The sequence below is a fragment of the Cyanobium usitatum str. Tous genome, from assembly GCF_963920485.1.
Classification (GTDB): domain Bacteria; phylum Cyanobacteriota; class Cyanobacteriia; order PCC-6307; family Cyanobiaceae; genus Cyanobium_A; species Cyanobium_A usitatum_A.
This window is the reverse complement of sequence record NZ_OY986431.1, coordinates 1,530,321-1,539,023: the sequence shown is the minus strand read 5'-3', so window position 1 is coordinate 1,539,023 and position 8,703 is coordinate 1,530,321. Positions and strand designations below refer to the sequence as shown.

Sequence of the window (8,703 nt, the reverse complement as noted above, 5' to 3'; positions counted from 1 at the left end):
GCGGTGGATCATCAAGGCAGGCAGCCTGCCAGCTCCTGGCGCAAGGAGGAGAGCCGGCGCTCTTGCAAGCCGTAAACGGCCTGAATGGCTCCGGTTTCGGGGCAGTAGGCCGAAAGCTGGCCGCCGTAGCAGGCGCCGGTATCCACCATCACGATCTGGCCGAGGCGACGCACCTGGGGCCCGGGGGTGTGGCCGATCACCACCTCACCGAAGCGACCGTCGTAGGCCTGCCAGAAGGGCATGCGAATGCTGAGGTCGGGTTCCCAGGTGTCGGGATTGAAGCCAGCGTGGGTGGCTAGCCAGCCTTCGCCGGCGTAGGTGCGGGGCAGCTGCTCCAGCCGCTCCTGCCAGATGCGGCAGTGGTGGTCGCCGAGCTGGCGATAGGTGTCGCAGCCGGCCAAGGCCCGTTGAGCGGTCCAGTCGCCCTGCCGCAGGGCGGCCACCAGGTCGGCTTCGTGATTTCCCAGCAGCCAGATGGCCCGGCCGGAGCTCACCAGGCCCCAGGCCAGCTCCATGGTCCGGAGAATCTGGGGACCGCGGTTGATCACATCACCGCAAAGCACAATTTTGTCGCCGGCTGGCAGACGGGCTACCAGCCGCTCCAGCGCGTCGGCACAGCCGTGGACGTCCCCGATCACCCAGTGGTGGCAGGAACGTGAAGGGGACGTCATCAGTCCATCGCGTTAGTTCCAGTCTTGCCTGCCCAGCGGCTCCTTGTCAGCCCCCCAGGTACCGCCGTCGACCGGCTAGCGCTGGTACGGTCGCCCAAAGCCAGTGCCAGCCCCGATGAATCCAGCGTCGTTGTCGGTGGTCCAGCGGGTAAACGCCCTGGTAAAGGCCCTCAATGGCGCCAAGCGCACCAATGAGGCCTTGGCCCGCTGCGGCAACGGTGAGGAGATGCTCGACGTTCTGCTCGCTGCCTCCGCCAAGCTCGGCCTAGGGCTCAGCCGCCAGCAACTTGCCAATACGCCCCCAATCCGCGATTGGGTCTGGTGGAAAAACAAGGAAGCCCTGCTCACCATTGGCGACAACAAGCCTCGCTACCAACAGGATGGCGGCCAAGGAGCTTCCGATGAAGGGCCGCGCAAACGCTTCCTGGGGCTGTTTTAGGGCGCGCTGGCGAGGGCGTCGGGGATGGAGGCACTGGGAGCCTCAAAGCGGCCCACGGCCACGAATTCCAGGCGCAGCTTCAAAAAGGTGATGAATTTCTCATCGGTGGACAGCACCGCCGCCGCTGGCCGCGGCACGGCGCTGCCGATCGGTTCGAGTTGGGGTGCATCGAGAAAGGCTGGCCGTTTCACCAGCCAGAAGTCGATTTCCTTGCCCTGTTCTCCGTAGTGGCGCACCCTTTCGCGCAACACCTCCTCAAGGGGCTCCTCGACGGTGAGGAACGCTTCGCTGGCGGCGATGAAGTGATAGGTGCTCATAGCTGGCGGCTGCCGAACAGGGGGTCGCGGCGCGGATTCTGTATCAGCGCCTTCATCTGCCGGACAGCTTCTTCCAGGCCCACCGCCAGGGCCCGGGCCACGATTGTGTGGCCGATGTTGAGCTCCTCCATGCCCTCGATGGCGGCGATGGGCTCCACGTTTTGGTAGGTGAGGCCGTGGCCGGCATTTACCCGCAGCCCGAGGCTGCGGGCGATGAAGCTCCCCTCCGTGAGCCGGGCCAGCTCGGCTGGCTGCAAACTCCAGCTGGCTTCGGCGTAGGCGCCGGTGTGTAGCTCCACCCAGCGGGCGCCGGTGGCGCGGCAGGCCTCCAGCTGGCTCGACTCGGCGTCCACAAACAGGCTCACGCCTATGCCGGCTCCCTGCAGCTTGCCGACCAGGGCGGTGAGGGCCTCCTGCTGGCCCGCCACGTCCAGGCCGCCCTCGGTGGTGACCTCCTGACGCTTCTCCGGCACCAGGGTCACCATGTCGGGCTTGAGCCGTAGGGCGATCGCCTCCATCTCAGCGGTGGCGGCCATCTCCAGGTTGAGCCGGCTGCGCACGGTTTGACGCAGCAGCTCCACATCGCGGTCCTGAATGTGGCGCCGGTCTTCCCGCAGGTGCACGGTGATGCCATCAGCCCCCCCCAGCTCGGCCAGCAGGGCATAGCTCACCGGATCGGGCTCCACCGTGCGGCGGGCCTGGCGCACATTGGCGATGTGGTCGATGTTGACGCCGAGGCTGGCCATGGCTGGGGAGTGGTGGGCAGGCGGTGAACCCGCCTAAATCCTATGGATAGTGCAACCTGCGCCGGCTCGGGACGCCAGTCCAACTGCCCGCGCTCGAGCCGAGCTCCATTGCCAAGCCCCTAACTTTGAGCTTGGTCGCACATAACGGGTTGTTGGCGGTTCAAACCGGCCCATCGGCGTTGTCCACCCAGGCCCCCTCCTCCCGGGAAAAGGGGCTCTGCAACGGCATCAGCCCCTGGCTGGCACCGCTGGCCATGGTGGCTAGCCAGGACATTGGCCTGCGCTTTTTTTTCCGCAGCGTTCAGGTGCTTGGCCGCGAAAATCTGCCTCTCAGCGGGCCGCTGTTGCTAGCTCCGACCCATCGGGCCCGCTGGGATGCCCTGCTTTTGCCCCACGCCGCAGGCCGCCGCATCACCGGCCGGGATTGCCGCTTCATGGTCACGGTTGACGAGATGCGCGGGCTGCAGGGCTGGTTTTTGCACCGCTTGGGCTGCTTCCCCGTGAGTCAGGGGCGACCCTCCCTGGCCAGCATGCGCTACGCCGTTGACCTACTTGCTGCCGGTGAGCAGCTAGTGGTTTTCCCGGAGGGGCGCATCGTGCGCGAAGAGACCACCCTGCGACTGCACCAGGGCCTCGCCCGCCTGGCCATGCTGGCCGCCGGCCAGGGCGTGACAGTGCCGGTGGTGCCGGTGGGCATCGCCTACGGCCATCGCCCCCCCCGCCGTGGGGATAGGGCCGTGCTCTGTTTCGGCCCACCTCTCAGCTTGGAGGGCCAGGGAAGGCAGGCGGCGAGTGCTTTCACCGACCACCTCGCCACCGCCATGGCCGTGGTCGAAGGCCAGGCCCAGGGAGCCCTGGGTCTGGCCCCCTAAAGTTGGTTCATATTTGTTTGCTGGTTGTGCGTAGGCCATCCCGCTTGATTTGCGGCTCCGCTCTGGCCTTGCTGGCCCTCGCTGCGCCCCTAGTTCCGGCCAAGGTGCAGGCCCAGCAGGAGCCCCAGAAGGCCCTGGAGTCCACCGGCAGCCCCTTCAACCTTGATGGGGTGCGCGCCCTGTTGCTGCGCGGTGACGCCGCCGTTGCCAAGGGCAACCTGGCCGAAGCCCGCAAGCTCTACGACCAGGCCCGCGATGCCTGTCGCCGCCTGCTCGGCTTTTATCGCGACCTGAGCGGCTCCTTCCGTGGACTCGATGCCCGCATCCCCCGGGAAATGGACCAGAAGGGCCGGGAAGCTCTGGAAACCATGGCCCAGGCGAACCTGCGCTTGGCGGCCCTGTTCCGTCGCCAGAACCAGCCTGAGGTGGCGGTTCCCCTACTCGTTGAGGTGGTCAAGGTGATGACCCCGGCCAGCCCGGAGGGCCGCAAGGCTTTCCAGAGCCTGGTCGAGATTGGCTTCGCCGCCACTCCTTACACCGCAGGGGCCGCGGCAACCCCTGGCAGCTGACCACTAGATTTCCGCTGTTCGCTGCCTCTTCGCTTCGATGGTGCATCCAGACCAGGTGAAGGCCGCAATCACCTTGGCCATGCCCGATGCCCAGGTGGAGGTTGAAGACCTCACCGGCGGTGGCGACCACCTGCAGGTGACGGTGATCTCCACAGCGTTCGACGGCCTCACCAGGGTCAGACAGCACCAGCTCGTGTATGGCGCCCTACGCCAGGAATTGGCCAGTGAGGCAATTCACGCCCTAGCCCTGCAAACATCCACACCCGCCTGAGTCCATGGACGCCACTACCCGCCAACGCATCGAAGAACTCCTGGCCACCAGCCCGGTCTTCGTTTTTATGAAGGGCAACAAGCTGATGCCTCAGTGCGGTTTCTCCAACAACGTCGTTCAGATACTGCACTCGGTTGGGGTGCCATTTGAAACCTTCGACGTGCTCTCGGATGCCGAGATCCGTAATGGCATCAAGTCATTTTCCGACTGGCCCACGATTCCCCAGGTGTACGTGAAAGGGGAATTCATCGGTGGCTCCGACATCCTGATCGAGATGTACAACTCCGGTGAGTTGCGCGAGAAGCTGGAAGTGGCTCTGGCTAGCTGAAAATGGCAGCAATGCAGTTAGCGAGTCAGTAGCGCTCGCTTTCGTAAAGGCTGCGCGGGTCACCATCGGGACCCACAAAGCTGGAAGGATCTCGAATCCAGCGGTCGGTGAGCTCCTCTAAGCGCCGCTGGGAAATCGGATCAAGCACCGCGGTGCGGCGCAAGGCGTGGATGTAGCCATCGGCGTAGATCCGCAATTCCCCAGGACTGTGGAAGCGATGGGCCAGTTCCTGGCAGGCATCGCACAGCGACTGGAAGTGGCGGATGGCGTCTGGGTGTTGAAGCGAAGTCATGGGGTCGTTGGACCTTTACTTATTTTGGCCCTTGGAGCCAGAAGCCGCGATTGGGTGATCTCCGCCTAGTTGGTGGTGTCCACACAAACCCAGCTACAGATACGCGGATTTCCTGGCGGCTGCCGTTAAGGTGAATTCAACACAGTTGTGGTCTCCATTACCTCCTCTCACCCGCCACTGCCGGCCTCTGGGGCCGCCAATCAGGCCGGAAGCCAGCCCCAGCGGGTTTTGGTGGTTGATCCCCACGCGACCCTGCGCACGGTGCTGGCCCAGCGCCTGCGGCAGGACGGCCATCTCGCGGCGGCGGTTGCTACGGCTCGTGAAGCTCTGGAGGTGTGCCAAGACCAATCTCCCGATCTGCTGATCAGCGCCGAACTACTCGATGAGAGTTCCGCCCTGCGCCTGGCGGCCCAGCTGCGCTGCTCGGTGATGGTGCTCACGGCCCGTACCGGTTCCGAGCCGGTGGTGAGCCTGCTTGATGCGGGCGCCGATGATGTGCTGCGCAAACCTTTTGGCCTGGAAGAACTCGCCGCCCGCTGCCGCACCCTGCTGCGCCGCGGCGGCACCGGTCTGCAGGAGCGGGTCTGCGTTGGTCCGCTTGAAGTTCACGTCCTGCTCCGCCAGGTAACCCTGCGGGACCAGCCAGTCGAGCTGAGTCCAAGGGAATTTGCCCTGCTTTGTGCCCTGCTCATGCCCCCTGGGGTGGTGCGCAGCCGCCAGGAGCTACTGCGGATGGCCTGGCCTCCCTTCAGCGGCGGTCCCCGCTCGGTGGATACCCAGGTGCTCACCCTGCGCCGCAAGTTAGAGCAGGCTGGCTTGGGTGAAGGCGGCGGCATCGAAACCATGCGCCAGCAGGGTTATCGCTTCAGTCTGGAAACGCTTCCGGAAGCTTCTGCCGAGGAAGAGCCGGCCCGTCAGCAGCTCAACTCACTGGTTTAAGAGCCCAAACCAGCTCTCCAAGCAACATGGCGGCACTCAGTCCGGCTAGGAGTTGGTAGGTCCAAGGTGGGCTGATCCGGCCGATTGAGCTGGTGTTAATGCCCGTTTCCTGGCTGAAGCGGCTCAGAAACTGCTCGAAGGCTGCAACCCGTTGCGGCAGTAGGTAGGCCGATCCGTCTTCTCCCCTCACGTAAAAGACCCGGCCCCCTTGGCTTGTGGCTACTGGTGTGAGCCCGCTGATGGCTTTCCAAGGCAGGCTCCAGCCGCGGCGCAGCAGCCAGGCACACCAGCTGGGATGGCCAACCCGAATGCCATCGGCGTTTAGCTCAACGGCTTCACTGGTGGCTGCCACCACCAAGCTCAGCCCCAGGGGTAGGGCCAGCCACAGCAGCAATTTGAGCTCGGCTGGAGCCAGTAGGGGCAGGGGCGCCACCATGGCCAAGTAAAGAGCGATCAGGGTGAAGCGGATCAGCGCCGCCATCGGGTAGCGCTCGCTGCTCACGGCCAAGGCGCCGGTCATCGATCTTCGGGGGAGCCGGGTAGGGGTTCGATCAGGGTCGCCGGCTGGTAGCGACCGCTGAAAACTTCCTGTTCGCGGCCTTTCCAGAATTCGCCAAGTCGCATCAGATCGGCGTGGGCCTCCTGCAGGCTGGCCATGTAGGCATCCGGGTCCATGCTGGCTTTGGCTTCCTTGAGCTTGGTGAGCCGCAGTAGCTGCAGCATCCAGGGCTTGCTCAGCTCGCCGCGTTGCTCGAGGTAAGCGGCCAGCTCGGCGGAGCTGGGGGTGGGGGAGCCGGCCATTCCTTACTAACGCATTAGTTAGACAAGGTTATGCAGCGGGAAGGGAGCTTGTGAGTCGGTTTCCACCCACAAGCTCAACCAGGTCGGCGATATTTAGGGGCTCAGAGAATAGATATCCCTGGAATCGTGACACACCCATTTGTTGCAGCCGCTGAAAGCTCTCCTCGGTATCTACTCCTTCAGCGATCAGGGTCATCGACACGGAATTAGTGAGCATGGGCAGCAGTTTCACGATTTGTTCCGCATAGGCATCGTCGAGAACTCCGACCACAAAACTGCGATCGATCTTCAGTTCGTCAGGCTTCAGCGATAGCAGCAGCCCCATGGAGGAGAAGCCCGTTCCAAAGTCATCTAGGGAAATCCGCATTCCCGCTTCTCGACACTGGCGCAGATTGGTTTCAACCGCTGCGGTGGAATTGAAGATGGCAGTTTCAGTCAGTTCAAGATTAATGCTGTTGCAAGAGAGTCCTTGGGCTGCAATGGCATCGATTAATTGGTCTGAAAAAGATGCATCGGTGAGTTGGGATGGGCTGATGTTGATCGCCAGGTCGAGCTGGTTGGGGGTGATCTTTAGGGCCTTGATCAGTTGCTTGAAGGCCTGCAAATTGGCTTCGATGAGCTGCCAACCAACGCGACCCATGATTCGATAGTGTTCCGCTACCGGAATGAACAGAGTTGGGGGAACTTCTCCCAGGTCTGGGTGATCCCAGCGGGCGAGAGCCTCAACGGCTAGGACTTCGCCTGCGGCGTTGACGATCGGTTGAAATAAAATCCGGAAGGAGTCGGGCTGCGATGGCTCAAGTGATGCTTCGCAAGCCTGTTGGAGCGCAGTAAATAGGCGATAGTCACTGAGCGGATTGGACTCATTTTCCGCTGTGAACAGGTGAATGTGTTCCCCCTGGGATGACTTTGCCTTGTACATTGCCAGGTCTGCTTTTCGAATGATGTCTTCACTACTGAAGTGGTGTGGATCGCTGATCGTGATCCCAATGCTCAGGCTGAGTCGGTAGGGCGAGGCGGAGTCAACTTGACTTTTCTCAAAGGACTCAAGGATCCGGTGGGCTACCTGTTTGGCATGGAGGGCTAGATCGTCTTCATTGCTGGCGTTTTGAGAGTCTCCCAGAATCAGAATGAATTCGTCGCCGCCGTAGCGCGCTAGGAAATCACCCTGGCGGCAGAGGGACTGGAGTTGGTTGGCCACCTTGCATAGGGCTTGATCGCCGATGCGGTGGCCATAGGTGTCGTTGATGCTTTTGAATTTGTCGACATCGATAAAGAGGAGGCTAAGCAGGGCTTGTTTTCCCTTAAGGCGAACGATTTCTCTTTCAAGGTGTTCGATGCAGTAGCGGCGGTTGGCCAGGCCGGTGAGTGGATCGTGCATGGCCAGATCTCGGGCGGAGCCAAGAATCTGTTCAAATCGATTGGCAATCAACTGGATGTCTACGCGTTGGCGACCAGCGGGTTTGGTGCCGGTTGTGGTTGACCCATCGATCGGTTGGCTGGCTCGTGGCGAGGCAGGGTGGCGCCGTTCCTCCTGCAGCATTCCCCTGAAGATCAAGGTGCTGTCCGGGAGTGGCCTAGCCGGGCTTTGATCTGCTGAAGAGACTGGCTGGGGGGGCTTGAAATCAAGGATTTCAACCAGGGCACGGTGACTCCTTCGGATGCGTTGGGTGGCCCAGCGTTCCTTCTGGCGCAGCAGCAATCTCTGCTTTCGCTCGGCCAATTTCCAGCGAAGGCGCAGGGCCAGGACGATCAGTCCCCCGCCGCTCAGCAGCAGCAGCAGATCGGTCAGTTCCCGGCGCTGCTCCGCCTGGCTATCGGCGGGTCTGACACCCATCAGGCGCCCGTTGTCGCTGAAGGTTTTGGGTTGGAGTGGTGCCAAGGCCTCCCCCGTGGTGATGGCGACCGCTGGGGGGATTGGCTGCAGCTGAGCCTGGATCCGGTTGAGCTCCTTCTTCAGGTGGCTGCCGAACTGGGGTTCAATCAGCGGGTTGAGATAAATGAGGGTCGCTGTTGTCGAACGGCTGTTGTCGCTGGTGCTGATCGTGGTGGCGAAGCCGACGTAGAGGTTGTTGGTTTCGTCTGAGCAGATCACCCGGATGCCGGCGAGGCCCAGGAGGCGACGGGTGCGGGCGGTGGAGTCCATGCAGCGCACCAACCGTTGATCAGGGGGCAGGTTTGGGCTGCTCAGGCCCACCTGAAGGGCGCGGCGTTGGGCTTGGGCGTCGTAGAGCCCCATGGCAGCCCCGTCCTCAAAGAGGCTGCTGGTTGCCAGGTCTTGGGAGGGAAAGGAGGGGTTATTTCCCTTGATGAAGGCATAGCTGTCATCCCACCAGCCCCAGTCCCTCGCCGTTCGCTGGGCGTCCCGGAATTCGGCTTCGAGTTTTTGCAGGGCGATGGTCTGGTTGGTGACGCTTCGCTCCTTGGCCAACTGACTCCTCCGGAGCGCTTCAATCCC

13 protein-coding genes are annotated in these 8,703 nt (G+C 62.7%); 6 read left to right on the top strand and 7 right to left on the bottom strand.

Annotation, left to right across the window (positions count from 1 at the left end; translation table 11 throughout):
• Positions 1-11: 11 nt before the first annotated feature.
• Positions 12-671 (bottom strand): metallophosphoesterase, encoded by a 660-nt coding sequence (locus tag U9970_RS08330; RefSeq protein ID WP_322763842.1) that lies wholly within the window; start codon positions 669-671, stop codon positions 12-14.
• A gap of 115 nt (positions 672-786) precedes the next feature.
• Here U9970_RS08330 and U9970_RS08325 point away from each other — a divergent pair, with 115 nt between their 5' ends.
• Positions 787-1,110: a hypothetical protein gene (locus U9970_RS08325; protein ID WP_322763841.1), complete on the top strand. Its 324-nt coding sequence runs from the start codon at positions 787-789 to the stop codon at positions 1,108-1,110.
• On the opposite strand, the gene U9970_RS08320 is transcribed toward U9970_RS08325, so the two are convergent.
• Together U9970_RS08320 and U9970_RS08315 are read right to left on the bottom strand one after the other, a co-directional pair.
• Complete coding sequence (locus U9970_RS08320; RefSeq protein WP_322763840.1) at positions 1,107-1,427, bottom strand: MgPME-cyclase complex family protein; 321 nt, start codon at positions 1,425-1,427, stop codon at positions 1,107-1,109. The genes U9970_RS08325 and U9970_RS08320 overlap by 4 nt on opposite strands.
• Positions 1,424-2,173 carry a pyridoxine 5'-phosphate synthase gene (locus tag U9970_RS08315; protein ID WP_322763839.1) on the bottom strand — a complete coding sequence of 250 codons (750 nt, stop codon included), beginning with the start codon at positions 2,171-2,173 and terminating at the stop codon, positions 1,424-1,426. Before U9970_RS08315 ends, U9970_RS08320 begins: the two co-directional genes overlap by 4 nt.
• Before the next feature lie 152 nt (positions 2,174-2,325).
• Between U9970_RS08315 and U9970_RS08310 the strand changes: the two genes are divergently transcribed.
• From U9970_RS08310 to grxD, 4 genes are read left to right on the top strand one after another with little or no spacing between them, the layout of a single operon-like run.
• Entirely contained in the window at positions 2,326-3,045 is a 720-nt protein-coding gene (locus U9970_RS08310; RefSeq protein WP_322763838.1) for a lysophospholipid acyltransferase family protein, read from the top strand.
• 26 nt (positions 3,046-3,071) lie between these two features.
• The gene (locus U9970_RS08305) at positions 3,072-3,614 is read left to right on the top strand and encodes a hypothetical protein (RefSeq protein WP_322763837.1); all 543 of its coding nucleotides are present in this window, start codon (positions 3,072-3,074) and stop codon (positions 3,612-3,614) included.
• 37 nt (positions 3,615-3,651) lie between these two features.
• On the top strand, positions 3,652-3,885 hold the full coding sequence (locus tag U9970_RS08300) for a BolA family protein (protein WP_322763836.1): 234 nt from the start codon (positions 3,652-3,654) through the stop codon (positions 3,883-3,885).
• 4 nt (positions 3,886-3,889) lie between these two features.
• Positions 3,890-4,213: a Grx4 family monothiol glutaredoxin gene (gene grxD / locus U9970_RS08295; protein WP_106632779.1), complete on the top strand. Its 324-nt coding sequence runs from the start codon at positions 3,890-3,892 to the stop codon at positions 4,211-4,213.
• Positions 4,214-4,238: 25 nt separating this feature from the next.
• On the opposite strand, the gene U9970_RS08290 is transcribed toward grxD, so the two are convergent.
• Positions 4,239-4,505, bottom strand: a complete 267-nt coding sequence (locus tag U9970_RS08290; protein ID WP_322763835.1) for a DUF6761 family protein — start codon at positions 4,503-4,505, stop codon at positions 4,239-4,241.
• 177 nt (positions 4,506-4,682) lie between these two features.
• On the opposite strand from U9970_RS08290, the gene U9970_RS08285 reads away from it, so the two are divergent.
• Positions 4,683-5,444 (top strand): response regulator transcription factor, encoded by a 762-nt coding sequence (locus tag U9970_RS08285; protein WP_322766071.1) that lies wholly within the window; start codon positions 4,683-4,685, stop codon positions 5,442-5,444.
• Here U9970_RS08285 and U9970_RS08280 read toward each other — a convergent pair.
• The 3 genes from U9970_RS08280 to U9970_RS08270 are packed head-to-tail and all read right to left on the bottom strand — an operon-like array spanning position 5,428 to position 8,676.
• Complete coding sequence (locus tag U9970_RS08280) at positions 5,428-5,964, bottom strand: hypothetical protein (protein ID WP_322763834.1); 537 nt, start codon at positions 5,962-5,964, stop codon at positions 5,428-5,430. The two genes, U9970_RS08285 and U9970_RS08280, sit on opposite strands and share 17 nt — an antisense overlap.
• Positions 5,961-6,245, bottom strand: a complete 285-nt coding sequence (locus U9970_RS08275) for a hypothetical protein (protein WP_322763833.1) — start codon at positions 6,243-6,245, stop codon at positions 5,961-5,963. Before U9970_RS08275 ends, U9970_RS08280 begins: the two co-directional genes overlap by 4 nt.
• 28 nt (positions 6,246-6,273) lie before the next feature.
• Entirely contained in the window at positions 6,274-8,676 is a 2,403-nt protein-coding gene (locus U9970_RS08270) for a bifunctional diguanylate cyclase/phosphodiesterase (RefSeq protein ID WP_322763832.1), read from the bottom strand.
• Positions 8,677-8,703: the final 27 nt, after the last annotated feature.

What these genes read in the sequence shown, in the direction of transcription:
- U9970_RS08290 (WP_322763835.1), bottom strand. Translation starts at nt 4,505, where the DNA reads ATGACTTCGCTTCAACACCCAGACGCCATCCGCCACTTCCAGTCGCTG.
- U9970_RS08320 (WP_322763840.1), bottom strand. Translation starts at nt 1,427, where the DNA reads ATGAGCACCTATCACTTCATCGCCGCCAGCGAAGCGTTCCTCACCGTC.
- U9970_RS08330 (WP_322763842.1), bottom strand. Translation starts at nt 671, where the DNA reads ATGACGTCCCCTTCACGTTCCTGCCACCACTGGGTGATCGGGGACGTC.
- U9970_RS08280 (WP_322763834.1), bottom strand. Translation starts at nt 5,964, where the DNA reads ATGACCGGCGCCTTGGCCGTGAGCAGCGAGCGCTACCCGATGGCGGCG.
- U9970_RS08315 (WP_322763839.1), bottom strand. Translation starts at nt 2,173, where the DNA reads ATGGCCAGCCTCGGCGTCAACATCGACCACATCGCCAATGTGCGCCAG.
- U9970_RS08275 (WP_322763833.1), bottom strand. Translation starts at nt 6,245, where the DNA reads ATGGCCGGCTCCCCCACCCCCAGCTCCGCCGAGCTGGCCGCTTACCTC.
- U9970_RS08300 (WP_322763836.1), top strand. Translation starts at nt 3,652, where the DNA reads ATGGTGCATCCAGACCAGGTGAAGGCCGCAATCACCTTGGCCATGCCC.
- U9970_RS08325 (WP_322763841.1), top strand. Translation starts at nt 787, where the DNA reads ATGAATCCAGCGTCGTTGTCGGTGGTCCAGCGGGTAAACGCCCTGGTA.
- grxD (WP_106632779.1), top strand. Translation starts at nt 3,890, where the DNA reads ATGGACGCCACTACCCGCCAACGCATCGAAGAACTCCTGGCCACCAGC.